Origin of the sequence: Citrobacter sp. CK185 (assembly GCF_030333565.1) — a bacterium.
Classification (GTDB): Bacteria; Pseudomonadota; Gammaproteobacteria; order Enterobacterales; family Enterobacteriaceae; genus Citrobacter_B; species Citrobacter_B koseri.
In genome coordinates, this window is sequence record NZ_JAOWFR010000025.1 from 319,314 (window position 1) to 345,812 (window position 26,499).

The window sequence follows — 26,499 nt, forward strand, 5'->3', positions numbered from 1 at the left end:
ATTAGTTTCCTCCCTGTAGCACATTCATCATGCCTTTGATTTGTCCACCCAACACGGTGAGGCCCGTCTGGTATTTCAGACTGTTATCCGCAAACTGCGTACGCTCGCGGTCCATATCGACGGTATTGCCATCAAGGGACGGCTGGTCAGGAATACGGTAGAGCAGATCCACCGAAGGAGACGCGACGGTCTGGGCCGGAATGTGTTGTGCAGAGGTGAGCTTCAACGCGATTCCGCCGGTTTCTTCCCGGCCACGCACCATGACTTTTTTGAGTTCGCTGGCGAAATCCATATCACGCGCCTGATACCCAGGGGTGTCGGCGTTAGCGATATTGGCGGCCAACACCTCCTGGCGTTGAGCGCGCAGATTCAGCGCTTCCTGTTGAAAACGTAAGGCGGCATCGAGCTTATCGAGCATATCTCCTCCGCAAATGACAAAATTCAGCCGACAGCTTAAATCCCATCACGCGCGCGTTATCGCCGGAATAAACGCAAAATGCGTCGCTATTTGTTGCGTTGATGCTTGTGGTACGCAGGTAGAATCCTGTCATTGCTTAAACTGGCGGGAAGTGACGATGCAAACGTTAAAACGTGGAATAGCGCTGCTGGCGCTGCTGTTCAGCCCCCTGACGATGGCTCAGGATCTGAATGCCCAGTTAACGGACTGGTTTTCTCAGCGTCTGGCAGGGTTCAGCGATGACGTCGTCGTCACGATCCGCACGTCGCCCAATCTGTTGCCGAATTGCGAACAGCCCGCGCTGAGCGTAACCGGAAGCGCGAAGTTATGGGGGCATGTGAACGTACTGGCGCGCTGCGCGAACGAAAAGCGCTACCTACAGGTAAATGTACAGGCAACGGGGAATTACGTTGTTGCCGCGGCCCCCGTCGCCCGTGGCGGTGCGCTTGGCCCGGCTAACATCACGCTAAAACGCGGACGGCTGGATCAGCTTCCCCCGCGAACCGTCCTGGACATTAACCAGATTCAGGACGCCGTCAGCTTGCGCGACCTCGTTCCCGGGCAGCCAATACAGCTCAGTATGTTGCGCCAGGCATGGCGGATAAAAGCTGGTCAGCGCGTTCTGGTGGTGGCGAACGGCGACGGATTTAGCGTCAATGCGGAAGGCCAGGCACTGAACAATGCCGCCGTCGCGCAAAACGCGCGCGTACGCATGTTGTCAGGCCAGGTCGTGAGTGGAACCGTCGATCCTGATGGGAATATTCTTATTAATCTATAATGAGTTAAAGATTTTGTAGTGGCTGCCGATAAATAATCAACCAATGATGATAGCTGGCTGCTACAGCGTAACCCCTCGATGAGGATAAATAAATGAGCATTGACCGTACCTCACCTTTGAAGCCCGTTAGCACTGTCCAATCGCGCGAAACCAGCGATGCGCCGGTACAAAAAGCGCGTCAGGAAAAAGCGTCAACCACGACCAGTACCAGTGTGAAGTTAAGCGATGCTCAGGCGAAACTGATGCAACCCGGCACCAGCGACATCAATATGGAGCGCGTGGAAACCCTGAAAACGGCGATTCGTAACGGTGAGTTGAAGATGGACACCGGTAAAATTGCAGACTCGCTGATCCGCGAGGCGCAGAGCTACTTACAGAGTAAATAAGCGTATGACTCGTCTGTCAGAAATTCTGGATCATATGACGGCTGTCCTCAATGACCTGAAAAAGGTGATGGATGCCGAGCAGCAGCAGCTCTCCGTAGGTCACATTAACGGTAGCCAGTTACAGCGTATTACAGAAGAAAAAAGCTCTTTACTGGCGACGCTGGATTATCTGGAGCAGCAGCGCCGTCTTGAACAAGATGCGCAGCGTAACGTTAATGATGATGTCGCCAGACGCTGGCAGGCGATTACGGAAAAAACGCAGCATTTACGCGATCTCAACCAACATAATGGTTGGCTGCTGGAAGGGCAGATTGAACGGAATCATCAGGCGCTCGACATGCTGAAACCGCATCAGGAACCGACGCTGTATGGCGCGAACGGTCAAACCGCCTCTCCCCACCGTGGCGGGAAAAAAATCTCTATCTGATTGCCGGATGGCGGCTACGCCTTATCCGGCCTACACAATCACAGAACAACCCTGTAGGCCCGGTAAGCGGCAGCGCCACCGGGCGATTTGCCGGATAGAGGCTCTATGCCGTCCGGCGAGTAAATTCCTTCACTTTAAAACCCAACACCGCCAGCGCGGCGAAATAGGCGGCAATCCCCACAACCACAACCGCCATCAGTCGGGCCAGACGCCACAGCATCGTCCCTTCTGACCACTCCGGCATAATATGCAACATGCCAACCAGCGCGGCGGACATCACCAGCACGGAAATCACCAGGCGGGTCAGGAACCACGTCCAGCCCGGCTGCGGAGTAAAGATTTTCTGTTTGCGCAGTTGCCAGTACAGCAGCGACGCATTCAGACACGCCGCCAGACCAATAGACAGCGACAGACCGGCATGCTTCAACGGCCCGATAAACGCCAGGTTCATCAACTGAGTCATGATCAGCGTCACAATGGCGATTCTGACCGGCGTTTTGATATCCTGGCGCGAGTAAAATCCCGGAGCCAAAACTTTCACCACAATTAAGCCGATCAGACCAACGGAATAGGCCACCAGCGCGCGCTGGGTCATCGACGCATCAAAGGCGGTGAATTTGCCGTACTGGAACAGCGATACCGTCAGCGGTTTGGCCAGAATGCCCAGCGCGACGGCGCTCGGCAACGCCAGCAGAAAACACAGACGCAGCCCCCAGTCCATCAGACGGCAATACTCATCATGATTGCCGCTGGCAAAACTTTTAGACAGTGAAGGCAGCAAAATGGTGCCCAGCGCCACGCCCAGAACCCCTGACGGAAACTCCATCAGTCGGTCAGCATAATACATCCAGGAGACCGAACCGGAAGCCAGAAACGAGGCGAAAATGGTGTTGATGATCAGAGATATCTGGCTTACCGAAACGCCGAGGATCGCCGGGCCCATTTGCTTCACAACGCGCATCGCGCCTGCGTCACGAAAATTGATGCGCGGCAATACCAGCATCCCAATTTTCTTCAGATGAGGAAGCTGGTAAACCAGTTGCAGCACGCCGCCCACCGTCACCGCCCAGGCCAGCGCCAGTACGGGAGGATTAAAATACGGCGCGGCAAACAGCGCAAAGCCGATCATACTGATGTTCAGAAATGTGGGCGCAAACGCAGGAATCGAGAAACGGTTCCAGGTGTTGAGGATCGCGCCCGCCAGCGAGGCCAGCGAAATCAGCAGAATATACGGAAAGGTGATTTGCAGCAGTTTGGTGGTCAGGGCGAATTTATCAGCGGTATCGGCAAAACCCGGCGCGGTTACCATGATCACCCACGGCGCGGCGAGCATACCTGCCACCGTCACTACGGCTAACGCCAGGGTCAGCAGGCCGGAGACATAGGCGACAAAAACCCGGGTCGCCTCTTCGCCCTGCTTGCTCTTGTATTCTGCAAGGATCGGCACAAACGCCTGGGAAAATGCCCCTTCGGCAAAAATGCGCCGCAACAGATTCGGTAACTTGAATGCCACGAAAAAGGCGTCGGTCGCCATCCCTGCGCCAAAAATTCTGGCGACAATCGCGTCACGCGCAAAACCAAGCACGCGCGAAAACATGGTCATCGAGCTGACGGCAGCCAGCGATTTTAATAAATTCATCAGTGTTGTATTCCAGACCCTGGAGCAAAACCCTTGCATGGCCGACCGCAGGCCGGATAAAGGCGTTTACGCCGCCATCCGGTAATATCGCTGTGCCTGATAACCACGTAAAAACGTCTTATCAGGCCGACAGAACGATCCACGGTTTGCCATCATTCTCTGTCAGAAAGAGGTGTTATTTTGAGTTGGCATATAGTACCTGGATTATGATGAATTACTACAGCCAGATGTTACAGGGCGTTATTCGCTCATCGCCTCGCGCCAGAGTTTCTCTACGACGCGCTGCGCCAGAATCGCCTGTTCGCCCGCCGTTTCAGGAACCGTCTGATTTTGCACGCATTCAATAAAATGACGGGCGCATCCGGCAAATCCCCGTTGTTCCTGGGTTGTCTGCCAGCCCGGAATGGGTTTATGCACCACGCCCTGACCGCGTTCCTCGCGCCATTCGCGCATGTCCGTCACGTCAAACAGGCCACCGTCCGTCACCGCCTGCACACATTCACGCTGACTCCCGGCGCGACGGTGCATACTGGTGGTAATTTGCAACTGATCCGTCGAAAAATGGTGTTCGGCATACAGCATCTCGCCAAGATCGTTGGTCTGCAACGTGCCGCCGTTCAGTTGCGCCTTGCCGTCCGTCAGCCACAGCGCGGTGTCCACAACGTGCAGGTAGTCATCCAGCAGCGTGAAACGCAAATCATGCGGCCCGACGCTGTCCGTCCGGTGTTTATCCATACGGACAGAAGCGGCGGCGCCCAGTTGCGCTTTCAGATCGCGGTAGAGCGGAGCGAAGCGTCGGTTAAACCCGACCATTAGCGTCAAATTTTTGCGCGCGGCCAACGCCACCAGCCGTTCCGCATCGCGCAGGTTTTCCGCCAGCGGTTTATCGACGCAGACATGAACCCCGGCATTGAGCAGTTCGCTTACCACCTCATAATGCGTCGCCGTGCTGGAGTGGACGAAAATGGCGTCGCAGGTTGACGCCAGCGCTGGCAACGACTCAACGTACGGCATCCGCCAGCTTTCACAAATGCGCAGCGCCTTATCCCGCGAAGGAGACCAGGCCCCCTGTAGCGTCCAGTCGCCGGATGCGCCCAGTACGGGCAACCAGGCTTTTTGGGCGATCCCCCCTAACCCAACAACACCGATACGTAATTTTTTCACGTTAGTCTCCCAGGTGCGCCAGGAGCGAATCAAGGCGCTGTTTCAGCTCCGCGACTTCGCCTTCCAGCGACTCAACGCGCGCATGCAGATCGCCCGACGCCGCCTGCGGCGCGTCATCTGAACTCACCGGCTCATCGACTTCGCCGCAAAACAGGTGCATATACCGGCTTTCACGCTTACCCGCTTCGCGCGCCAGGCGCACTACGTAAGGGCCGTCGTCACGGGCGGCAAGCTGTTCCAGCGTCGATTCCACTTCTGCCATATCGCTGAATTCATACATGCGGGATGCACGGCTGCGCAGTTCACCTGGCGTCTGGGCGCCGCGCAACAGCAGCGTGGCGATCAGCGCCACCTCTGCCGGACTCAGTTTAAGATTGCCAAACTCGGAGTTGCAGAAGCGCTGTTCATATTTGGTGACGCGATTGCCGAAGCCGCTCACCGTTCGCAGAAAATGGCGTTTCACTAAGTTATCAAGCTGTTCCTGCACCTCATGTTCCGATAAGTTCATTACCGGTTCACGGTTGGTTTTTTGATTGCAGGCGGTAACCACGCCGTTAACCGAGAGCGGGTACTGCTCCGGCGTTGTCACCTGTTTTTCCAGCAGGCAGCCAATCACTCGCGCTTCAGTGGCGGTTAGTTCGTATTTCATCGTCCTCTCCTTAGCGACCGGGGGTCCATTCAGTCGTCGTCAACGCCGTCAGCACATGATCGCGCCACTGTCCGTTAATCAACAGGTAATCTTTCGCATACCCTTCTTTTTCAAAGCCGAGTCGCGCCAGCAAGTCGCCGCTGCGCTTATTATGCGGCATATAGTTCGCCATAATACGGTGAATATGTTGCGTACGCTGCATATAGCGAATCGCCGAGGTTAAGGCCTCATACATCAGCCCCTGCCCCTGCCACTTTTGTGCGATGGAGTATCCCAGATAACAGGCGTGGAATGAGCCACGCACCACGTTAGAAAAATTGGCCACGCCGATGATCTCTTTCTCTTCCGGGTCGAGCAGCGCGAAATAGAACGCTGAACCCTGTTTATGAAACTCGGCGATCATGCTCAGACGCGCCTGCCAGCCCGAAGGATAGCAGTGGCTTTCATCACGAACGGGTTCCCAGGGTTTTAAAAAATGACGATTTTCCGCGTAATAATCGGCCAGACGCCAGGCATCACGCTCATGTACTAAACGCACAACCAGACGGTCGGTTGTTAAGCGTACTTTTGGCACGTTACTGCGATAGCCAAACATTCTATACCTACTCCTTCCCGTAACGTCTTCACACCCTGATAACGTTACTATACCTGCGCCTGTACGCTCTGTGAAAAGTGCAAATCGTCATTTTTTGGCTTATTCACACATTTTGATGAAAACTCTCTATCAAGATGGACTTTTGATAAAAAAATATTGTCCCGGCAAAGGTGGGAAAAAACGCGCCGACACCGCAGAATAGAAGGTGCTCACCTTTTAAACTCAACAGAATTCGAGTTGCAGGACGGCGGCAAGCGAGTCACTCCCTGAAAGCGCACAGAAATACGTGGCCGGGGAGCGCGAACGCCGCCGACGCGCCTGCGACGTGAAGGATGACGAGTGTCTTTCCCGGGAGGGGAAATGTCGCGTGTCTCGCAGGCCAGGAACCTGGGTAAATATTTCCTGCTCATCGATAATATGCTGGTCGTATTAGGCTTTTTCGTGGTGTTTCCACTGATCTCCATTCGCTTTGTCGACCAGATGGGCTGGGCGGCATTGATGGTCGGCATTGCGCTCGGACTGCGCCAGTTCATCCAGCAAGGGCTGGGCATTTTTGGCGGCGCGATTGCCGACCGTTTTGGCGCGAAGCCAATGATTGTTACCGGGATGCTTATGCGCGCAGCCGGATTCGCGACGATGGGGATCGCCCATGAGCCCTGGCTGCTCTGGTTTTCCTGCTTTCTTTCCGGGCTTGGCGGCACCCTTTTCGATCCGCCGCGCTCTGCGCTGGTCGTCAAGCTGATTCGCCCTGAACAACGCGGTCGTTTCTTTTCGCTGTTGATGATGCAGGACAGCGCGGGCGCCGTGACTGGCGCGCTATTGGGTAGCTGGTTGTTGCAGTACGATTTTCGTCTGGTATGCGCGACGGGGGCGGTACTGTTCGTTTTGTGCGCCGCGTTTAACGCCTGGCTGCTTCCGGCGTGGAAGCTGTCAACGGTGAAAATCCCGGTACGCGAGGGCATGGGGCGCGTCATGGCAGACAAACGGTTCGTGACTTACGTACTGACCCTGGCGGGATACTACATGCTGGCCGTACAGGTGATGCTGATGCTGCCCATCATGGTCAATGACATCGCGGGATCACCGTCCGCCGTCAAGTGGATGTATGCGATCGAAGCCTGCCTCTCACTGACGCTGCTCTACCCAATCGCCCGCTGGAGCGAGAAACGTTTTCGCCTGGAGCACCGCCTGATGGCCGGACTGCTGCTGATGTCGCTCAGTATGTTGCCTGTCGGGCTGGTCGGTAATTTACAGCAGCTCTTCACGCTCATTTGCACGTTCTATATCGGTTCGGTCATTGCAGAACCGGCGCGTGAAACGCTCAGCGCCTCGCTGTCCGATGCGCGGGCGCGCGGCAGCTATATGGGCTTCAGTCGACTGGGTTTAGCCATTGGCGGCGCGATAGGGTATATCGGCGGAGGATGGTTGTTCGATATGGGGAAAGCGCTGCAACAGCCTGAACTGCCCTGGATGATGCTTGGGGTAATCGGAATCATGACCTTTCTTGCGCTCGGCTGGCAATTCAGCCACAAACGGACGCCACGCGGCATGCTGGAGCCAGGCGCCTGATTTGATACCTGCTTTCATCTCCTCCATACTGAAAGAGAACCGACAGTTAAATGGAGGAGAAACGTGAAGCTTTATATTTACGATCACTGCCCTTTCTGCATCAAAGCCCGCATGATTTTCGGCCTGAAAAATATTCCCGTTGAGCTAAACGTCCTGGCAAACGACGACGACGCAACGCCCACCCGCATGATCGGCAAAAAAATGGCGCCCATTCTGCAAAAGGACGACAGCCGTTATCTGCCCGAAAGTATGGATATCGTCCATTATGTGGACAACCTTGACGGCAAACCCTTGCTGATCGGAAAACAGAACCCCGCGATTGATGAGTGGCTACGCAAAGTTAACGGTTACGCCAATCGCCTGCTCCTTCCGCGTTTCGCAAAATCGGCATTTGATGAGTTTTCCACGCCGTCGGCGCGGAAATACTTCACTGAGAAAAAAGAGGCCATGATTGGCGACTTTGGCGAAAATCTGGCGCATTCCAGTGGGCTCATCAAAAACATCAGCGACGATCTGCGCGCGCTGGATAAATTGATTGTGCAGCCTAATGCCGTGAACGGTGAACTGTCTGAAGACGATATTCATCTGTTCCCGTTATTACGTAACCTGACGCTGGTCGCAGGCATAAACTGGCCAACCCGGGTCGCTGATTACCGTGATAACATGGCAAAACAGACGCAAATCAACCTGTTATCGTCTATGGCCCTCTAATGTTTGTGGGTGGAGGCGCCATGCCGCCACCCTTTCAGTTTTTTCTGCTGGTGCGCGGCGTGCTGGTGCCACATGCTGCTTTGTGTCAGGATTACGACACGGGCATCATGTTGAGGAACCCCATGAAAAAGATTGTCTTTGCCGCTGCATTGTTGGTTAGCGGCCTGTTGGTTGGCTGCAACCAACTCACGCAGTACACGGTAAGCGAGCAAGAAATTAATCAGGCGCTTGAAAAACGGAATAACTTTTCCAAAGACATTGGCTTACCGGGCATCGCGGATGCGCATATTATTCTGACGAATCTCAGCAGCCAGATTGGCCGGGAAGAGCCCAACAAAGTCACGCTAACCGGTGATGCGAACCTGGATATGAGCTCCCTGTTTGGCAGCCAGAAAGCCACCATGAAACTGAAGCTGAAAGCGCTACCGGTCTTTAACAAAGAAAAAGGCGCGATTTATCTGCAAGAAATGGAAGTGGTGGATGCAACCGTAACGCCGGAAAAAATGCAATCGGTGCTGCAAACGCTGATGCCTTACCTGAATCAGTCGTTGCGTAATTATTTTAATCAGCAACCGGCCTACGTTTTGCGTGAAGACAGCAGCAAAGGCGAAGCGCTGGCGAAAAAATATGCCAAAGGCATAGAGGTTAAACCGGGCGAAATCATCATCCCGTTCACCGACTAACGCACCAGGGCGCATTTGCGCCCTTTTTTTTCGTGCAAACGAAAACGTTTCCGCTTATCCTTGGTTTCCGGCAAAAATGACTATCCCCCAGCCGGAGCATATTAATGACTGCACCATCCCAGGTTTTAAAGATCCGCCGCCCAGACGACTGGCACGTTCACCTTCGCGATGGCGACATGTTAAAAACTGTCGTGCCTTACACCAGTGAAATTTATGGCCGCGCGATAGTGATGCCGAACCTGGCGCCGCCTGTTACGACGGTCGATGCGGCCATCGCATACCGCCAGCGCATTCTCGATGCCGTTCCTGCCGGGCATGACTTTACCCCACTGATGACCTGCTACTTAACGGATACGCTTGATCCTGATGAGCTTGAGCGCGGATTCCGCGAAGGCGTCTTTACCGCAGCAAAACTCTATCCGGCCAACGCGACCACCAACTCCAGCCACGGCGTCACCTCTGTCGATACGATCATGCCGGTACTGGAGCGCATGGAAAAACTCGGCATGCCGTTGCTGGTACACGGCGAAGTTACCCATGCTGATATCGATATTTTTGACCGCGAAGCACGGTTTATTGAAACGGTGATGGAGCCGCTGCGCCAGCGTCTGACGGCGTTGAAGGTCGTGTTTGAGCACATTACCACCAAAGATGCCGCAGAGTACGTTCGCGACGGCAACGAGCTGTTAGCCGCCACCATCACGCCACAGCATCTGCTGTTTAATCGCAACCATATGCTGGTCGGCGGCATTCGCCCGCATCTGTATTGCCTGCCGATCCTCAAACGTAACGTCCACCAGCAGGCCTTGCGTGAACTGGTCGCCAGCGGATTTAGCCGCGCCTTCCTCGGTACCGACTCCGCACCGCACGCCCGTCATCGGAAAGAAACCAGCTGCGGCTGCGCAGGCTGCTTTAATGCCCCGACGGCGCTTGGCAGCTACGCTACGGTCTTTGAAGAGATGAACGCCCTCGCGCATTTTGAAGCGTTCTGCTCACTCAATGGACCACGGTTCTACGGCCTGCCGGTCAATGAAACCTACGTTGAACTGGTACGCGAAGAGCAGCTCGTCCCGGAAAGCATCACGCTTGCCGATGACTCACTGGTGCCCTTCCTGGGCGGCGAGCGCGTACGCTGGTCAGTAAAATAATAAAAAAAATGTGGCCAACTGTTGTAAGCCGGAAAGGTTAACTGTATAAATACACAGTATATTCAACAGGGGGCCATTATGCGTATTGAAGTCACTATAGCGAAAACGTCACCTTTGCCTGCTGGCGCGATTGACGCGCTGGCCGGTGAACTCTCCCGCCGTATCCATCACTCTTTTCCAGATAACGCGGGCAATGTTGTCGTCCGTTATGCCGCAGCCAACAATTTGTCGGTCATTGGCGCGACAAAAGAGGATAAAGAACGCATCAGCGAAATCCTACAGGAAACCTGGGAAAGCGCGGATGACTGGTTCGTCAATGAATAAAAAATGATATGCAGTAATGTTCGTTTTTGCCGGGTCGCCCCGGCTTTTTTATTTGCGCAACTGGTCGCTTTTTAATCCATTACTCAAAATAACTGCACAACATGCCAAAAAAATATGAATAACATGCTGTTTTATTGTGCACATAATTCTTAAAAAGAAGAAATTTATTCTGTCACCCTTTAAATTTCCAGTGAATAGCCTTATTTATTGATATACTGAAGTTGCTTCAGAAAAAAACACGCATTGAACCTCGAAAACCGTTGTCTTGTAACACGTATTAGGGGGCATAATGGAAAAGAATAATGAAGTCATTCAGACTCATCCGCTTGTAGGATGGGACATCAGCACCGTTGACAGCTATGATGCGCTGATGTTGCGTTTGCACTACCAGACCCCGAATCGCCCTGACCCTGATGGGACTGAAGTTGGTCAGACGCTCTGGTTAACCACCGATGTTGCCAGACAATTTATTTCGATATTAGAAGCAGGCATCGCCAAAATTGAATCTGGCGATTACCAGGAAAATGAGTATCGCCGTCATTAACGTGACGCGACCCCTCCACCCAAAGGCACCTTAAAAGGTGCCTTTATCGTTTCATACTCTCAATAATTCCACTGACAGAAAGTCGGCCGACAAACGCGCCGCCGCGACGGCAATCCGAAAGTATGACGAGTATAACTTGTATATCTCAATTCACTTATTTACCCTGCAATAATCGCGATAGCAGAGAGAAGCTGATGAAATACGACTTAATCATTATTGGCAGCGGTTCCGTCGGCGCCGCAGCCGGATATTATGCCACTCGCGCCGGACTGAAGGTTCTGATGACAGATGCCCATATGCCGCCACATCAACAGGGCAGCCATCACGGCGATACCCGGTTAATCCGCCACGCTTATGGCGAGGGTGAGAAATACGTTCCTCTGGTGCTGCGTGCGCAAACGTTATGGGAAGAGCTTTCAACGCATAATGAAGATCCCATCTTCGTTCGCTCCGGCGTCATAAACCTCGGCCCGGCGGACTCGCCATTTCTGGCGAACGTGGCGCACAGCGCACAGCAATGGCAGTTAAACGTTGAGCAACTGGATGCCGCCGCCATCATGGCGCGCTGGCCTGAAATTCGCGTCCCTGACAACTACATTGGCCTGTTCGAAACGGACTCCGGTTTTCTGCGCAGTGAACTGGCGATCAAAACCTGGGTTCGCCTTGCCGAAGAGGCTGGCTGTGCGCAGCTCTTTAACTGCCCCGTCACTGCCCTTCACCACGATAACGACGGCGTTACCGTTGAAACCGCTGACGGCGAATACCGCGCGAAGAAAGTGCTGATCAGTGCCGGTACATGGGTACAGGCGCTGGTGCCAGAAGTCCCCATCCAACCCGTTCGTAAAGTTTTTGCCTGGTATCAGGCTGACGGGCGCTACAGCATGAAAAATAACTTCCCGGCGTTCACTGGAGAACTCCCGAACGGCGATCAGTATTACGGTTTTCCCGCCGAAAACGACGCATTAAAAATAGGAAAACACAACGGTGGTCAGTTGATTCACTCACCGGAAGAGCGCAAGCCGTTTGCCGCCGTCGCCAGCGATGGTTCCGAAGCGTTCCCCTTCCTGCGCACTATCCTGCCCGGCATTGGCTGCTGCCTGAACGGCGCCGCCTGTACCTATGATAATTCCCCGGATGAAGATTTTATTATCGATACATTGCCGGGACATGATAATACGCTGATCGTCACCGGTCTGAGCGGCCACGGCTTTAAGTTCGCCTCGGTATTGGGCGAGATTGCCGCCGATTTCGCACAGGGTAAATCGCCGGCTTTTGACCTGACGCCATTCAAACTGAAGCGCTTTACGCAATAATGACCCAATGGCCTCGCAAACGGGGCCGTTTCTTTTTGAGGAGTCAGGCTGTGCGTCGTATTTTTCACTATCTGATCAATAATATTCGTGAGCATTTTATGCTCTACGTTATTTTATGGTCGCTGCTGGCCATCATGGACATTATTTATATCATGTTCTTTTAATTTATTTCAGCTGACAAAAATTGACAAAACCTGAGATTACTCTAACTTTCATTGTAATAATTTGACCAATAAGAAACCTCCCGCCCTCCTGCCCCATATAGATAAAACCGCTAATCACCTCGAATCTTCTGACGCACAATGACAAATTCAATCAATTTTATTGAAATAAAAACAAATATCGCCAGGATTGTTATTTATTAGTTGCATTAATGTCTCTAACAGGTCATTTTCATTCTCTCCTGAAATATCCATTGGTGTGTTTATGCAATTCAAAAATACTCCTCAGCGCTATGGCGCCATTTCTGTATTGCTTCACTGGCTGGTCGCCATTGTTGTATACGGCATGTTTGCCCTGGGTTTATGGATGGTGACGCTCAGCTATTACGATGGCTGGTATCACCAGGCGCCGGAATTGCATAAAAGTATCGGCATCCTGCTAATGATGGGGCTGGTTATACGTGTTTTCTGGCGTTTCGTCTCACCACCGCCAAAGGCGCTGAAAAGCTATTCACGCCTGACCCGTCTGGGTGCGGCGGTGGGCCACCTTGCGCTGTATCTTCTGCTCTTCGCCATTGTGATCAGCGGCTATCTGATCTCAACCGCCGACGGCAAACCGATCAGCGTGTTTGGGTGGTTTGACGTGCCCGCCACGCTGGCCGACGCGGGCGCTCAGGCCGATCTTGCCGGTAGTCTGCACCTGTGGCTGGCCTGGAGCGTTGTGATTTTGTCTGTTCTGCATGGGCTAATGGCCCTGAAGCACCATTTCATCGATAAAGACGACACCCTGAAGCGTATGCTGGGGAGATCGTCGCCTGACTATGGAGTTGAAAAATGAAAAAAAGCCTGCTGGGACTGACTTTTGCTTCCCTGTTATTCACCACTGGTTCTGCAATCGCGGCAGACTATAAAATTGATAAAGAGGGACAACACGCCTTCGTTAACTTCCGTATCCAGCACCTGGGTTACAGCTGGCTGTACGGGACGTTCAAAGATTTCGACGGGACATTTACCTTCGATGAAAAAAATCCGGCAGCGGATAAAGTGAACGTCACCATTAACACCAACAGCGTTGATACCAACCATGCGGAGCGTGATAAGCACCTGCGTAGCGCTGATTTCCTGAACGTGGCGAAATTCCCGCAGGCGACGTTTACCTCGACCAGCGTGAAAAAAGATGGCGACGAGCTGGATATCACCGGCGACCTGACGCTCAATGGCGTCACCAAACCGGTCACGCTGGAAGCGAAGCTGATCGGCCAGGGTGACGATCCGTGGGGCGGGAAGCGCGCGGGCTTTGAAGCGGAAGGTAAAATTAAGCTGAAAGACTTCAACATCACCACCGACCTCGGCCCTGCATCGCAGGAAGTCGATCTGATTATCTCGGTGGAAGGCGTACAGCAGAAGTAACGAATGCCGGATGGCGGCTTCGCCTTATCCGGCCTACAGCAACACATATTGTATTGTAGGCCCGGTAAGCGTAGCGCCTCCGGGCGTGATGCCGGATGACGGCATTGCCTTCAGCACATATTGTAGGCCCGGTAAGCGGAGCGCCACCGGGCATAATGCCGGATGACGGAGTCGCCTTATCCGGCCTACAGCAGCACACATTGTAGGCCCGGTAAGCAAAGCGCCACCGGGCACAATGGCGGATGGCGCTACGTTATTCCGCCGGGTCGGGAATGCCCAGTTGGGTATTCAGGCGGCCACGCGATTTATTGAAGATTTTATTGCCATTCTCACGGCCAGCGCGGCGACGGCGCTGTTCCTCTTCCGGCAAACTGCTCTCTTCACAGCACAGTTCGCTACAGCAGCCTTTAAACTTCTCGGCGCAAGTCGGGCACTGAATAAACAGCAGATGGCAACCATCATTTTTACAGTTGGTATGGCTGTCGCACGGAGCGCCGCACTGGTGACAATGCGCGATAACCTCATCAGAGATCCGCTCTCCCATGCGCTCATCAAACACAAAGTTCTTACCAATGAAACGCACCGGCAGTCCCTGCTCGCGCGCCTTACGCGCGTACTCAATGATGCCGCCCTCAATGTGCCACACTTTGTTAAAACCGTTATGCTTCATCCAGGCGCTGGCTTTTTCACAACGAATACCGCCCGTACAATACATGACGATTTTCTTGTCTCTATGCTCCTGCATCATTTCAACAGCTTTCGGCAACTGCTCGCGGAACGTGTCAGCCGGAATTTCCAGCGCATTTTCGAAATGCCCCACTTCATATTCGTAGTGGTTACGCATGTCGATAAACACGGCATCAGGATCGTCCAGCATGGCGTTCACTTCCGCCGCTTTCAGGTACTCGCCAACGTCGCTGGCATCAAAATTCGGATCGTCGATACCATCGGCCACAATCCGCTCGCGTACTTTCATACGCAGCACCCAGAAGGACTTACCGTCATCGTCCAGCGCAATATTCAGACGCAAGCCGTTTAATGCGGGATCAAACGCATACAGCTGCTCACGAAACGCCGCGACCTGACTTTGCGGCACGCTGATCTGTGCGTTAATGCCTTCACGCGCCAGATAAACGCGACCAAAAACATTCAGCGAGGTAAACATCTGGTACAACGCGTCGCGCGTGCTCTGCGGATCGACGATCGTGAAATATTTATAAAAAGAGATGGTCGTGCGCGGCTCCGTTTCAGCTAACATCCGGGCTTTAAGCGCATCGTTCGAAATGCGGTTGTGTAACACTGGCATGGTGTACGTATCCTGCAATCAGTAAAAATGAAATCGGGCGGCATCATAAAGCAAACATCGCCAATTTACATCCACACATTTTGCGCTACATTTCATTCTTCATACTAAGAAATTAACAACAATTGCCGCTTTTATCGTCGTTCTCCAACCACAAATTTTTGCTGTACACGAAAAAATGCGACAATACAGGGAATTGCTCGTTTACAGACAGGATAGAGATGACGAATTTACCTAAGTTCTCCGTTGCGCTACTGCATCCACGTTATTGGTTAACCTGGCTGGGTATTGGTGCTCTTTGGTTGGTCGTGCAATTGCCCTACCCGATGATTTACAAACTGGGTTGTGCAATGGGACGTCTGGCGTTGCGTTTTATGAAGCGCCGCGCCCGCATCGCCTATCGTAATCTTGAATTGTGCTTTCCACAGATGAGCGAGCAAGAACGCCACCAGATGGTGGTGAAGAACTTCGAGTCTGTCGGGATGGGCGTGATGGAAACCGGCATGGCCTGGTTCTGGTCCGACCGCCGTATTTCACGCTGGACAGATGTCAGCGGCGTTGAGCATATCCGCGACGTTCAGGCCCGGGAGCGAGGGATTCTGCTGGTTGGCCTGCACTTTCTGACGCTGGAGCTGGGCGCGCGCCAGTTTGGTTTGCAACAGCCTGGCATTGGCGTTTATCGTCCGAATGACAATCCGTTGCTTGACTGGCTACAGACCTGGGGACGTATGCGCTCCAACAAGTCGATGCTCGATCGCAAAGACCTGAAAGGCATGATCAAAGCGCTGAAAAAAGGTGAAGTGGTCTGGTATGCGCCGGATCATGACTATGGCCCGCGCGCCAGCGTGTTTGTCCCGCTGTTTGCCGTGGAACAGGCCGCCACCACGTCAGGAACCTGGATGCTCTCCCGGATGTCCAACGCCTGTCTGGTGCCGTTTGTTCCGCGTCGTAAACCCGATGGCAAAGGCTATGAGCTGATTCTTCTGCCGCCGGAATGCTCACCACCGCTGGATGACGCCGAAACCACCGCGGCCTGGATGAACACGATCGTAGAGAAATGCATCATGATGGCGCCCGAGCAATACATGTGGTTGCATCGCCGTTTCAAAACGCGTCCTGAAGGTATGCCCTCCCGTTACTGATTTATCAGGTGCAGCCGGGCGACGGTTGCACCTTCTCATCGCCTCTTTTAGCTTTAAAAGCTACTCACATTGCCGCCCTCAGCAGGCAGGCGCATAATAAGAGAGTATTGCCTTATTTTTATTCTGATGATAGCGCAAACAGCGCATCACACTGCGGATCGCTATGTCACCCTCTGATGTCCCCATAAACTGGAAACGCAATCTCACCGTAGCCTGGCTGGGCTGTTTTTTGACCGGCGCGGCGTTTAGCCTGGTGATGCCATTTTTACCTCTCTACGTTGAGCAGCTCGGCGTAACGGGCCACAGCGCGCTGAATATGTGGTCGGGGCTGGTTTTCAGTATCACCTTCCTGTTTTCCGCTATTGCCTCGCCTTTTTGGGGCGGGCTGGCCGATCGCAAAGGGCGAAAGATCATGCTGCTGCGCTCAGCCCTCGGCATGGCGATGGTTATGCTGCTGATGGGGCTGGCGCAGAACATCTGGCAGTTTCTGATCCTGCGCGCATTGTTAGGTCTGCTCGGCGGATTTGTGCCAAACGCAAATGCGCTTATCGCCACTCAGGTGCCGCGTAATAAGAGCGGCTGGGCGTTAGGAACGCTTTCTACTGGCGGCGTCAGCGGCGCGTTGCTCGGCCCTCTGGCGGGCGGATTACTTGCCGACCAGTACGGATTACGCCCTGTCTTCTTCATCACCGCCAGCGTGCTGTTGGTCTGTTTCTTACTGACGCTCTTTTTTATTCGCGAGCGTTTTCAGCCTGTCAGCAAAAAGGAGATGTTGCACGTCCGGGAGGTCGTTGGCTCACTAAAAAACCCAAAGCTGGTTTTGAGTCTGTTCGTCACCACGCTGATCATTCAGGTTGCAACCGGATCGATCGCGCCTATTCTGACGTTATATGTGCGAGAGCTAGCCGGTAACGTCAGCAATATCGCATTTATCAGCGGAATGATCGCCTCGGTGCCCGGCGTGGCGGCGTTGCTCAGCGCGCCCCGGCTCGGCAAACTGGGCGATCGCATTGGCCCCGAAAAGATCCTGATTACCGCCCTGATTATCTCTGTCCTGCTGCTGATCCCGATGTCATTCGTACAAACGCCCTGGCAGCTTGGCGTGCTGCGCTTTTTACTTGGCGCGGCGGACGGCGCCCTGCTCCCTGCCGTACAGACTCTGCTGGTCTATAACGCCAGCAATCAGATCGCCGGGCGCATCTTCAGTTACAACCAGTCATTTCGCGATATTGGCAACGTCACAGGCCCGTTAATGGGGGCGGCTATTTCTGCCAGCTACGGTTTTCGCGCCGTGTTTTGCGTCACCGCAGGCGTCGTGTTGTTCAACGCAATTTATTCGTGGAACAGCCTGCGGCGGCGCAGAGAGACCCTCGCGGCAAAATGATTTTTGCGCTTTCATACTTGCAAAACCGGAGAATCAGCTATTCTTTCCCTGAATACCTCATCAAATCAAAGGGAGACAGTGATGACTATGTACGCCACGCTGGAAGAAGCCATTGATGCAGCCCGTGAAGAGTTTCTGGCTGACAACCCGGAACTCGAACAAGATGAAGCCAATGTTCAACAACTCAATATCCAGAAATACGTGCTACAGGATGGCGACATCATGTGGCAAGCCGAGTTTTTTGCCGATGAAGGCGAAGAAGGCGAATGTCTGCCAATGCTGAGTGGCGAAGCGGCGCAAAGCGTCTTTGACGGCGATTATGATGAGATAGAGATTCGTCAGGAGTGGCTGGAAGAGAACACTCTGCATGAGTGGGATGACGGTGAATTTCAGCTCGAGCCGCCTCTGGATACCGAAGAAGGCCAGACTGCGGCGGATGAGTGGGATGAGCGTTAACTACTCATAAGGGCCGTGGTGTATATCCAGCGGCAGCAGCAGCGTATCAAAAACCAGTGAAAACGGCAGATCGAGAACCGTGACATAGCGCCACGCGGAATCCCGGACATCCCACTGCACGCCGGGATAGTATTGATTGCCGTGCCCTTGTCCGGGGATCGTCCTGCTAATGATGCTGCCGCACCCGCTCAGAAGTAGCGCCATTACGCCAACCACGATTATTCGCACCGGATACCTCATTCGTCGTTTTGTTCAGTATAAAAAAATACCGGCAGCAGGCCGGTATTTTCAGATAATTGTCAGCGCATATTTGTCGGCCTGATAAACGCCACGTTTATCAGACCGCTACGGCTTACTTCTTCTGCAACGCCAGTGGGTTCAGGTTGATACCCTGATAGTAGTTAACCCACGATGAATATCTTTCCGGTGAATTCCAGACGCGATAGTGTAAACGCGCCATCGTCACTGGATCGCTCAACAACACCAGACGGCGGTCGCGATTCAGTTTTTCCGGCGTTTCATTCAGCGCCTGCTCCACATGGCGGTCGCGCGCAATCTCCAGCACCTTACTGGCGCGGTGACGGGCCGTAGCCATCGCCGTAGCCAGTGCGTTAAACGACGGATTAAACACCGCGTGCATAAAGCCGTCATCCAGCGTGCGATTGCGGTTCATCGCCAGGTATTTGTCAGTATCCACGAGCACCTGCGGCGGGGAATACTCTTCCGGGATGAGGAACAGTTTCCAGCGTTTGGTGCGCAAGCCCACCGTTGAACGGCTGGAAACCACGGACACAAACGGCGACAGGATCAGCGAGAAGACAATCGGCGCCAGCCAGAACAGGAAACGTAAATCCAGCCAGGCCATGCCAACCGCCCATACCAGGCCGAGCAGCAGTTGGGAACCGTGACGCATGAAGGCTTCACCCCACGGGGTAGAGTCATCGTCACGCTGCGGTGAATTCCAGACCACTTCCCAGCCGAGGAATGCGCTCACCACAAACACCGTGTGGAACAACATGCGTACCGGCGCCAGCAGCACAGAGAACAGCACTTCCAGCAGCAGCGACAGCGTTACGCGCACAAATCCGCCATACTCTTTTGTGCCCTTACACCAGATGAGCATAATACTCAGCAGCTTCGGCAGGAACAGCAGCACCATCGTGGATGCAAACAGCGCAATCGCCAGTTCGGGGCGCCACTGCGGCCAGACCGGGAACAGCTGGCGCGGTTGCAGGAAGTATTGCGGTTCGGTCAACGCATGAACCACCTGCAAAGCGGTGGAAAGCGCCAGGAACATGAACCACAGCGGTGCCGACAGGTAAGACATGACCCCCGTCAGGAACACCGCACGGTGAACCGGGTGCATCCCTTTCACCAGGAACAGGCGGAAGTTCATCAGGTTGCCATGACACCAGCGGCGGTCACGCTTAAGTTCATCCAGCAGGTTCGGCGGCAGTTCTTCATACGAACCCGGCAGGTCGTAGGCAATCCAGACGCCCCACCCTGCACGACGCATTAACGCCGCTTCCACGAAGTCATGCGAGAGGATGGAACCCGCGAACGATCCTTCGCCCGGCAGCGGCGCAAGCGCACAGTGTTCGATGAATGGCTTCACGCGAATAATCGCGTTGTGGCCCCAGTAATGCGACTCGCCTAGCTGCCAGAAGTGCAGCCCGGCGGTAAACAGCGGGCCGTACACGCGGGTAGCAAACTGCTGGCAACGCGCATACAGCGTATCCATACCGGACGCTTTCGGCGACGACTGGATGATCCCGGCATTCGGGTTCGCTTCCATCAGACGCACCAGGCCGCTCAGACACTCGCCGGTCATCACCGAGTCAGCGTCCAGCACCACCATGTAGCTGTACTGGTTGCCCCAGCGACGGCAGAAGTCATCGATGTTGCCGCTTTTGCGCTTCACACGACGGCGGCGACGGCGATAGAAAATCTGTCCTTCGCCCTGCACTTCAGCAATCAGCTCCATCCACGCTTTTTGTTCCGCCACGCAGATATCGGGGTTGTAGCTATCGCTCAGGATATAGACGTCGAAATGCGCTGCGTTGCCGGTGGCTTTAACCGATTCCCACGTAGCGCGTAGCCCCGCGAACACGCGGTCAACGTCCTCGTTGCAGATAGGCATAATCAACGCGGTACGGTGCTCTGGATTCAGCGGCTCATTTCCCACCGTTGACGCCGAAATACTGTATTTATCGCGGCCAATCAGCAGTTGCAGGAAGCCCATAAGCGCGGTCCAGAACCCCGCAGACACCCAGCAGAACAGCACGGCGAACAGGATCAGGATGCCGGTTTGCAGCACATACGGCAGCAGTTGCATAAAGGAGACCCACAGATCCTGCCCGATCATGTCGGCAGGATTAATGAGCGCCCAGCCCTGATAAGGAAGAATGGTCTTCATATACCAGGTCGCAACCACCGTCTGCGCCAGCGTCAGCAGCAACAGGATGTAGCGGCGGATTGTCCCGACGGTACGCCATTTTTGCTCGTTCTCCTGCTCTTCTTTCGTCAGGCGGGAGAGATAACGCGGCGTCACGTCCCGGCCGCGCAAGCGGTCCCAGAAACGACCCAGCGGGTTGGTGCGCCAGGGATCGGGGAACATAGAAGAACGCGTCGCTTTCGGCATTGCCTGCAACTGATCGCGTCCCTCATCATCCTTAATCAGTTGCCCTTCGGCCAGCGAATCCGGCCAGGCCTGCTCAAGGCGCGCTTTAACAGATCCCTGCGGTGAATCGTCTTCTCGCGAGTAAGCTCGATGCTCAACATCCAGCGCCTCATGGACGGCGCGGATGTCCGTTTTCGGCAGCGCCGCTTTCTCAATGTCTGAAAGCGGCATTGCGTCAATATACTCAGTTGTCTTATTCATTGGCAGGTAACTGGTAGCTCCAGGTTTCACTCAACGGCTGATCGGCATTCACCAACGCAGCACGCATTTCAGTGGTTTTCTTCGCGTCTTTCACTTTTACGCGCAGCGTCAAACGCCAGCCTTTCGTCACCGGGTTATAACGCACTGAGTTCTCAACGATTTCGCCGTTATCGCCAATACTGGTTTGCGCCATGACAGGGGTATCCTGCGGCAGCTTTTTCATATCTGTGCCGACAAAATCCACGACGAAGGCGATGGTGCCGTCAGGCTGGCGAATCAGGTTAGACTGTTTGACATCGCCCGTAGAGCGACGCGTCTGCTGAACCCAGGCATTCTCCGGCGCATGAAGTTTCTCTTCATCGCGGGTAAACGTCATGGTGTACTTGAAGTTCATCTCTTTGCCTGCTTCAGGCAGTTGATCCGGCGTCCAGTAGGCCACGATGTTATCGTTAGTTTCATCGTTGGTCGGAATTTCCACCAGTTCGATTTTCCCTTTGCCCCACTCGCCTTTCGGCGTGATCCAGGCGCTTGGGCGCAGGTCGTAGCGATCGTCTAAATCTTCAAAGCGCGAAAACTGGCGGCCGCGTTGCAGCAAACCGAACCCTTGTGGGTTTTCCATCGCATAGCTGCTCACCGCAAGATGTTTCGGGTTATTCAGCGGGCGCCAGATCCATTCACCGTTGCCCGCATGGATAGACAACCCGTTAGAGTCGTGCAATTCCGGGCGATAGTTGGTTGCCGGAGACGGCTGGTTCGGCCCAAACAGGAACATGCTGGTTAACGGCGCAACGCCCAGTTTACCGACTTTATCACGCAGGTAGACTTTCGACTGAACGTCCACCACGGTGTCACGCCCAGGGATGATGACGAAGCGGTATGCCCCGGTCGCACGCGGGGAATCGAGCAACGCATAGATGGTCAAACGTTTGTCAGTCGGTTTTGGACGCTCAATCCAGAACTCGCGAAAGCGGGGAAATTCCTCACCGGAAGGCAGCGCGGTATCAATCGCCAGACCACGCGCGGAAAGACCATAGACCTGGCCTGCGCCAATGACGCGGAAATAGCTGGCACCGAGCATGCTGACGATTTCATCATTTTTGTCTTTGCTGTTGATCGGGTACAGCACTTTGAACCCGGCGAAGCCGAGGTCTTTGACGGTGTCTTTATCATGCTGAACATCGCCAAAATTGAAATAGTCCGGGTTGTATTTGATTCTTTTTACCGTCGTCGCGGTAACTTCGTTGATCCTGACCGGTGTGTCGAAGTACATACCCTGGTGGTAGAACTCGAGTTTGAATGGGGTCTTGATATTGCTCCAGTACGCTTTATCACGGTTAAACTGGATCTGCTGATAGTCCGCATATTTCATGTCGCGGAAAACGGAGGGCAAGTTACTTTTCGGCGCCTCATAGCCTTTACCGGCTAAGGATTGAGCTTGTTTTGCAACATCATCGATGGTGAACGCCCAACTCGACGATGTGTACAGCGTTAACATTACCGCCGCGCCCAACCAACGCATTTTCATCATTTGTCGTTTATGTTTCATAATAAGTAAGCACTTCCCCCTTTGTGTGCTTATATCGATCCGATCCATTTTAATGGATAATCAGGCAATCCGACAACTGAATCCCGGCTTTGTTCAGCGCGCTGGCTCATGGATTAAGCAGGTTTTGCTCCTGTTTTCACTTTGCGTGCTTATCCTGGAGACAGGTTGTTGGACTTCGTGTAGGGTTGCCCCCGAATGTAAACATTATTCGTCCCAGGGATAAGACGAAAAGTCTGAGAATATGTATCTATCTATGAATCCAGTACCTCCACAGCGTGAATATTTTCTTGACTCCATCCGCGCCTGGCTGATGTTGTTGGGGATCCCCTTTCATATCTCGTTGATCTATTCAAGCCATACCTGGCATATCAACAGCGCAGAGCCCTCATGGTGGCTGACCCTGTTTAACGATTTTGTCCACGCATTTCGCATGCAGGTCTTTTTTGTTATTTCCGGTTATTTTTCGTACATGTTATTCCTGCGTTATCCATTAAAACGCTGGTGGAAAGTGCGTGTTGAACGCGTAGGTATTCCTATGCTGACGGCCATTCCTTTACTCACCTTGCCGCAATTTATCATGCTGCAATTTGTCAAAGGAAAAACCGAGAACTGGCACACGCTTTCTTTGTATGAGAAATACAATACGCTGGCCTGGGAATTAATTTCTCATCTGTGGTTTTTATTAGTGCTTGTTGTATTAACAACCCTGAGCATGTGGGCATTCAGCCAAATCAAAAAAAGCGCGGAACGCACAACAAAGCCGTTATTCGCCGCCGTTTCGATGACCAAATTGACGCTTATCTTCTTTATCCTTGGCGTCGGTTACGCCGCGCTGAGACGCGCCATTTTTATCATTTATCCCTCTATTCTTAGCGATGGCATGTTCAATTTTGTCGTCATGCAAACGCTGTTTTATCTCCCTTTCTTTATCCTGGGCGCGCTGGCATTCATCAACCCGGCGCTGAAAGCGCTGTTTACCGTACCGTCACGCGGATGCACGCTGGCTGCGGCGCTCGCCTTCGTTGCCTACCTGCTGAACCAGCGTTATGGCAGCGGCGATGCCTGGATGTATGAGACAGAATACGTCATTACTATGCTAATGGGATTGTGGATGGTTAACGTGGTCTTTTCGCTGGGCCATCGTTTACTTAATTTCCAGTCCGCTCGCGTCACCTATTTTGTGAATGCATCGCTTTTCATCTATCTGGTGCATCATCCACTAACGCTGTTTTTCGGCGCGTATATTACGCCGCATATTACGTCGAATCTGCTGGGCTTTTTATGCGGGCTGGTCTTTGTTATCGGTATTGCGCTGGTCCTGTATGAACTGCATTTACGGGTTCCCGTACTGAAATTTTTATTTTCGGGCAAACCCGCGGTTAAACGTGATAACAGCAAGGCTGTCGCCAGTTAAGCTGCCCGCTGAAGGGCGTTAAAGCAGCCATTCGACGGGCAAGACAGACGCCAGTCGCACCAGAACCCGCTTCCAGAATCCTGTGGCGGGTTCTTTTTTCAGTACCACCTCGTCACGCAGGTGGCGATCAACCCAGTTAATCCTTCCCCAACGATCCAGCCGCAGTTGCCAGGCGTCATCACGCTGGCTCTGCATAAAACGGTTATGAATCAGCGTTGCCAGCGTTTCGCTTTCAATCACAAACCCCATTTCGGTATTGAGTAACGTCGATCGGGGATCGAAATTGAGCGAACCGATAAAAACCTTATTCCCGTCAATGCTGAAGGTCTTCGCATGCAGGCTGGAACCTGAGTTACCGGTTAAACCACGATCGTGAAGTTCAGCCGCATGCCCGTTAGTGGGTTTAAGCTCATAGAGCTCAATGCCGTAGCGCAGAAGTTTTTTACGCCACCGCGCATAGCCCGCATGGACGACCGCCACATCGTTCGCCGCCAGTGAATTGGTAAGAATCGCGATCCTGACCCCTTTTCTCACCAGTTGCAGCAGTTGCGCGACGCCCGCCCGGGTGGGGACAAAATAGGCGGAAATAATGTCGATACGTTCCGTTGGCGACCCCATCACATCGAACAGACGTTGCGGCAGAAGCGAATGACGCTGCGCTTTCCCCTCGCCTTTTAAAGGATCGTCGCTGAGCAGACGGGTTTTCGCCCATATCAGCGGTAAAGCGCCGCGATCAAGATGGGACATAAAGTGGCTGGTTTTCAGCTTATGCAAATAGCGGCGCGTAATGTCGTCGTTGTACCAGGAATCCGGTAAGTCAATGCGTCGGGTGATTTCCTGCTCAGACAGCGACAACACTTTTTGCAGCGTTGAAACCGATTTGCAGTGCCAGTAACGTTCAAAATCATCCGCCACGTCTTTTACGACAGGGCCAATCGCCATCACGTCGAGATCGGAAAACAGCGGCTCTTCACCTGCGCCAAAATAGGCATCGCCAATATTCCGCCCGCCGACAATGGTGACTGCGCCATCTGCCGTATAGCTTTTATTATGCATACGCCGATTAAGCCGGGCAAAGTCGGTTAAATACCCCAGCGCACGCAGCATACGAAAAGAGAAAGGATTAAACAGGCGCACTTCGATATTGGGGTGGCTATCCAGCAGTTGCAGCGTATCATCAAGCCCCGGCGTGTTGTTATCATCCAGCAGCAGGCGAACATGAACGCCGCGCTTTGCCGCCGCCAATAATATCGAAAACAGCAGACGCCCGGACATGTCGTCCTCCCAGATGTAATACTGCACATCCAGGGTGCGCTCAGCCATTTCTGTTAATCGATAGCGTGCGGCAAAGGCATCCAGGCTGTCATCCAGGGCAAGAATGCCGCATTCGCCGGGATGACGTTCACACAGCGGGGTAACAGCGCGCTCAAGTCGGGTCAACTCACTCATCACCTTGTTGGGTCAGTAATCGCTCGTAAAGTCGGGCAGTTTCTTCATCATAACAGACAAAGTATACCTGCTCAGGTAGCGCGTGGCGGGCAAGAAAATCCGCGACCGTATTGACCGCTATCTCTGCGGCGGCGGGGCGTGGGTAGCCGTAAGCGCCGGTGCTGATCGCCGGAAACGCGACAGACCGGTAGCCATTGGCCAGCACCAGTTGCAAACTGTTGAAATAGGCATCTTCCAGGAGCTGGGATTCGTTGTGATCGCCGCCACGCCAGACGGGCCCCACCGTATGAATCACTGCTTTCGCCGGCAGATTGCCAGCCAGAGTGATGACCGCGTGTCCTGCCGGGCACTCGCCCTGCTGCTGCCTGACTTTTTTGCAGGCCTCCAGTAGCGCCGGACCTGCTGCACGATGAATCGCGCCGTCAACGCCACCGCCCCCCAGTAATGAAGCGTTGGCGGCATTAACAATCACATCTACCGTGAGTTGGGTTATGTCGCCATGTTGTACATGAATACGCGATTTCATAGATCCCCCTTACCTTAACCTATAGCCTAAGTGTACAGCAGGGCTTTCAATGAAATCGCGTTTTTTAATCGAACGGTTTTATCTCTGACGTGATGCGTCTATTGGTATTCAATACTCATAATCGCCAGACGTTGTTGCGGATCGAGATAGTTGACTCTCACGGATGCAATTTGTCGAAGGCTTTGCGGGGCGGTTGTAACCTGTTGCAGGGTAAAACGGTTAGTTTTCATCTGGCCATTATTCACGCATGTCATGTCAATATTTTGCTGCCGGGCACTGACCTCACAGGGAGGTTCGACAATCTGACCACGAAAATGAATAACGCCGCCGGTAGTGATTTGTTGAGCTGTAACAGAGGAAGAAAAGAGAATGCAGACGCCAAGGCCCGCTCCGAGGATATTTTTCGAACACAACGCAAACATACAATAGCTCCTCAATGA

General features: G+C 53.5%; 29 protein-coding genes. 17 read left to right on the forward strand and 12 right to left on the reverse strand.

Translation table 11 applies throughout. The features are described 5' to 3' along the window. Position 1: 1 nt before the first annotated feature. The gene (flgB, locus tag OGV79_RS14070; protein WP_012132848.1) at positions 2-418 is read right to left on the reverse strand and encodes a flagellar basal body rod protein FlgB; all 417 of its coding nucleotides are present in this window, start codon (positions 416-418) and stop codon (positions 2-4) included. A 157-nt stretch (positions 419-575) separates the two neighbouring features. Here flgB and flgA point away from each other — a divergent pair, with 157 nt between their 5' ends. The 3 genes from flgA (at position 576) to flgN (ending at position 2,048) form a co-directional block, all read left to right on the forward strand. Beyond that, on the forward strand, positions 576-1,235 hold the full coding sequence (gene flgA, locus OGV79_RS14075; protein ID WP_012132849.1) for a flagellar basal body P-ring formation chaperone FlgA: 660 nt from the start codon (positions 576-578) through the stop codon (positions 1,233-1,235). Positions 1,236-1,327: 92 nt separating this feature from the next. After that, complete coding sequence (gene flgM, locus OGV79_RS14080; protein ID WP_012132850.1) at positions 1,328-1,621, forward strand: flagellar biosynthesis anti-sigma factor FlgM; 294 nt, start codon at positions 1,328-1,330, stop codon at positions 1,619-1,621. Positions 1,622-1,625: 4 nt separating this feature from the next. Continuing rightward, positions 1,626-2,048, forward strand: a complete 423-nt coding sequence (gene flgN / locus OGV79_RS14085; protein ID WP_012132851.1) for a flagella biosynthesis chaperone FlgN — start codon at positions 1,626-1,628, stop codon at positions 2,046-2,048. Positions 2,049-2,151: 103 nt separating this feature from the next. Here the strand turns inward: flgN and murJ are convergent, their stop codons facing one another. The 4 genes from murJ to rimJ all read right to left on the reverse strand — a co-directional run bounded on the left by murJ (position 2,152) and on the right by rimJ (position 6,095). Further along, on the reverse strand, positions 2,152-3,687 hold the full coding sequence (gene murJ, locus OGV79_RS14090; RefSeq protein ID WP_024130442.1) for a murein biosynthesis integral membrane protein MurJ: 1,536 nt from the start codon (positions 3,685-3,687) through the stop codon (positions 2,152-2,154). Positions 3,688-3,927: 240 nt separating this feature from the next. Beyond that, positions 3,928-4,851, reverse strand: a complete 924-nt coding sequence (locus OGV79_RS14095; protein WP_047457547.1) for a Gfo/Idh/MocA family protein — start codon at positions 4,849-4,851, stop codon at positions 3,928-3,930. Position 4,852: 1 nt separating this feature from the next. Then, complete coding sequence (locus tag OGV79_RS14100; RefSeq protein WP_286468627.1) at positions 4,853-5,500, reverse strand: YceH family protein; 648 nt, start codon at positions 5,498-5,500, stop codon at positions 4,853-4,855. Positions 5,501-5,510: 10 nt separating this feature from the next. Further along, a complete protein-coding gene (rimJ, locus tag OGV79_RS14105; protein WP_286468628.1) occupies positions 5,511-6,095 on the reverse strand; it encodes a ribosomal protein S5-alanine N-acetyltransferase in 585 nt (194 codons plus the stop codon). Positions 6,096-6,455: 360 nt separating this feature from the next. On the opposite strand from rimJ, the gene mdtH reads away from it, so the two are divergent. The 10 genes from mdtH (at position 6,456) to OGV79_RS14155 (ending at position 13,958) form a co-directional block, all read left to right on the forward strand. Beyond that, positions 6,456-7,664, forward strand: coding sequence for a multidrug efflux MFS transporter MdtH (gene mdtH / locus OGV79_RS14110; RefSeq protein WP_114848575.1), 1,209 nt, complete (start codon positions 6,456-6,458; stop codon positions 7,662-7,664). 63 nt (positions 7,665-7,727) lie between these two features. Beyond that, on the forward strand, positions 7,728-8,375 hold the full coding sequence (grxB, locus tag OGV79_RS14115; protein WP_024130444.1) for a glutaredoxin 2: 648 nt from the start codon (positions 7,728-7,730) through the stop codon (positions 8,373-8,375). Positions 8,376-8,497: 122 nt separating this feature from the next. Beyond that, positions 8,498-9,058 carry a lipoprotein gene (locus tag OGV79_RS14120; protein WP_286468648.1) on the forward strand — a complete coding sequence of 187 codons (561 nt, stop codon included), beginning with the start codon at positions 8,498-8,500 and terminating at the stop codon, positions 9,056-9,058. 104 nt (positions 9,059-9,162) lie between these two features. Next, positions 9,163-10,206 carry a dihydroorotase gene (gene pyrC, locus OGV79_RS14125; protein WP_058668995.1) on the forward strand — a complete coding sequence of 348 codons (1,044 nt, stop codon included), beginning with the start codon at positions 9,163-9,165 and terminating at the stop codon, positions 10,204-10,206. A gap of 78 nt (positions 10,207-10,284) precedes the next feature. After that, complete coding sequence (gene dinI, locus OGV79_RS14130) at positions 10,285-10,530, forward strand: DNA damage-inducible protein I (protein WP_012132864.1); 246 nt, start codon at positions 10,285-10,287, stop codon at positions 10,528-10,530. 289 nt (positions 10,531-10,819) lie between these two features. Beyond that, a complete protein-coding gene (gene bssS, locus OGV79_RS14135) occupies positions 10,820-11,074 on the forward strand; it encodes a biofilm formation regulator BssS (RefSeq protein ID WP_012132867.1) in 255 nt (84 codons plus the stop codon). A gap of 194 nt (positions 11,075-11,268) precedes the next feature. Continuing rightward, positions 11,269-12,387 (forward strand): N-methyl-L-tryptophan oxidase, encoded by a 1,119-nt coding sequence (gene solA / locus OGV79_RS14140; protein ID WP_286460064.1) that lies wholly within the window; start codon positions 11,269-11,271, stop codon positions 12,385-12,387. Between the two features lie 50 nt (positions 12,388-12,437). Then, entirely contained in the window at positions 12,438-12,551 is a 114-nt protein-coding gene (locus OGV79_RS14145) for a YceO family protein (protein WP_047457560.1), read from the forward strand. Between the two features lie 262 nt (positions 12,552-12,813). After that, on the forward strand, positions 12,814-13,386 hold the full coding sequence (locus OGV79_RS14150; RefSeq protein WP_012132871.1) for a cytochrome b: 573 nt from the start codon (positions 12,814-12,816) through the stop codon (positions 13,384-13,386). Next, a complete protein-coding gene (locus OGV79_RS14155; RefSeq protein WP_012132872.1) occupies positions 13,383-13,958 on the forward strand; it encodes a YceI family protein in 576 nt (191 codons plus the stop codon). The genes OGV79_RS14150 and OGV79_RS14155 overlap by 4 nt, the downstream gene beginning before the upstream one ends. Positions 13,959-14,211: 253 nt before the next feature. Here the strand turns inward: OGV79_RS14155 and trhO are convergent, their stop codons facing one another. Next, positions 14,212-15,264 carry an oxygen-dependent tRNA uridine(34) hydroxylase TrhO gene (gene trhO / locus OGV79_RS14160; RefSeq protein ID WP_200075397.1) on the reverse strand — a complete coding sequence of 351 codons (1,053 nt, stop codon included), beginning with the start codon at positions 15,262-15,264 and terminating at the stop codon, positions 14,212-14,214. 218 nt (positions 15,265-15,482) lie between these two features. On the opposite strand from trhO, the gene OGV79_RS14165 reads away from it, so the two are divergent. From OGV79_RS14165 to OGV79_RS14175, 3 genes are all read left to right on the forward strand, one after another. Next, a complete protein-coding gene (locus OGV79_RS14165) occupies positions 15,483-16,403 on the forward strand; it encodes a Kdo(2)-lipid IV(A) acyltransferase (RefSeq protein WP_200053574.1) in 921 nt (306 codons plus the stop codon). Positions 16,404-16,566: 163 nt separating this feature from the next. Beyond that, positions 16,567-17,787 (forward strand): multidrug efflux MFS transporter MdtG, encoded by a 1,221-nt coding sequence (gene mdtG, locus OGV79_RS14170; protein WP_071258243.1) that lies wholly within the window; start codon positions 16,567-16,569, stop codon positions 17,785-17,787. Positions 17,788-17,868: 81 nt separating this feature from the next. Further along, positions 17,869-18,243, forward strand: a complete 375-nt coding sequence (locus OGV79_RS14175) for a MysB family protein (RefSeq protein WP_012132878.1) — start codon at positions 17,869-17,871, stop codon at positions 18,241-18,243. Here OGV79_RS14175 and OGV79_RS14180 read toward each other — a convergent pair whose 3' ends face one another. From OGV79_RS14180 to mdoG, 3 genes are all read right to left on the reverse strand, one after another. Next, the gene (locus OGV79_RS14180; RefSeq protein WP_024130446.1) at positions 18,244-18,471 is read right to left on the reverse strand and encodes a YceK/YidQ family lipoprotein; all 228 of its coding nucleotides are present in this window, start codon (positions 18,469-18,471) and stop codon (positions 18,244-18,246) included. 124 nt (positions 18,472-18,595) lie between these two features. Beyond that, positions 18,596-21,124, reverse strand: coding sequence for a glucans biosynthesis glucosyltransferase MdoH (mdoH, locus tag OGV79_RS14185; protein ID WP_047457577.1), 2,529 nt, complete (start codon positions 21,122-21,124; stop codon positions 18,596-18,598). Continuing rightward, a complete protein-coding gene (gene mdoG, locus OGV79_RS14190) occupies positions 21,117-22,652 on the reverse strand; it encodes a glucans biosynthesis protein MdoG (RefSeq protein WP_286468629.1) in 1,536 nt (511 codons plus the stop codon). The genes mdoH and mdoG overlap by 8 nt, the downstream gene beginning before the upstream one ends. 271 nt (positions 22,653-22,923) lie before the next feature. On the opposite strand from mdoG, the gene mdoC reads away from it, so the two are divergent. Beyond that, a complete protein-coding gene (gene mdoC / locus OGV79_RS14195; RefSeq protein WP_012132882.1) occupies positions 22,924-24,084 on the forward strand; it encodes a glucans biosynthesis protein MdoC in 1,161 nt (386 codons plus the stop codon). 18 nt (positions 24,085-24,102) lie between these two features. Here the strand turns inward: mdoC and OGV79_RS14200 are convergent, their stop codons facing one another. From OGV79_RS14200 to OGV79_RS14210, 3 genes are all read right to left on the reverse strand, one after another. Continuing rightward, on the reverse strand, positions 24,103-25,533 hold the full coding sequence (locus OGV79_RS14200; RefSeq protein ID WP_080975442.1) for a phospholipase D family protein: 1,431 nt from the start codon (positions 25,531-25,533) through the stop codon (positions 24,103-24,105). Continuing rightward, positions 25,526-26,059 carry an O-acetyl-ADP-ribose deacetylase gene (ymdB, locus tag OGV79_RS14205; RefSeq protein ID WP_047457580.1) on the reverse strand — a complete coding sequence of 178 codons (534 nt, stop codon included), beginning with the start codon at positions 26,057-26,059 and terminating at the stop codon, positions 25,526-25,528. Before ymdB ends, OGV79_RS14200 begins: the two co-directional genes overlap by 8 nt. Before the next feature lie 98 nt (positions 26,060-26,157). Then, positions 26,158-26,481: a YmdA family protein gene (locus tag OGV79_RS14210; RefSeq protein ID WP_047457582.1), complete on the reverse strand. Its 324-nt coding sequence runs from the start codon at positions 26,479-26,481 to the stop codon at positions 26,158-26,160. Between the last annotated feature and the right edge of the window lie 18 nt (positions 26,482-26,499).